This window comes from Citrobacter sp. Cpo012, from assembly GCF_030333015.1.
GTDB lineage: Bacteria > Pseudomonadota > Gammaproteobacteria > Enterobacterales > Enterobacteriaceae > Citrobacter > Citrobacter portucalensis.
Genome location: NZ_JAOWGR010000005.1, coordinates 1 through 236, shown reverse-complemented (window position 1 = coordinate 236; position 236 = coordinate 1). Strand labels below are relative to the sequence as shown.

The following is a 236-nucleotide window of genomic DNA, read 5'->3' as shown; positions in this document are numbered from 1 at the left end:
GCTTATCAGTGTGGTCATGCGGTTTTCAATGGCGTTGACCACATTGTCGTTCGCGACGGTATCGATATGTACCGTGTTTTCCGCGAAGTTGTCGACATGCACTTCGTGGCTGCTGGTGGCAATCGCCAGATTGCCCGCCGCATCGTGGGAGGTGATGCTGACATGGACCGTCACCTCTTTCAGCACATGACCGACGTTGTCAGAGAACGCCGCAGAATCCACCTCGATGCGATAAC

Annotated in this window: 1 protein-coding gene; it reads right to left on the bottom strand. The window is 54.7% G+C overall.

The window, feature by feature from the left end:
* Window positions 1-236, bottom strand: a 236-nt coding sequence (locus OGX90_RS00010; protein WP_286622882.1) for an Ig-like domain-containing protein, incomplete at both ends; no start/stop codon positions are given.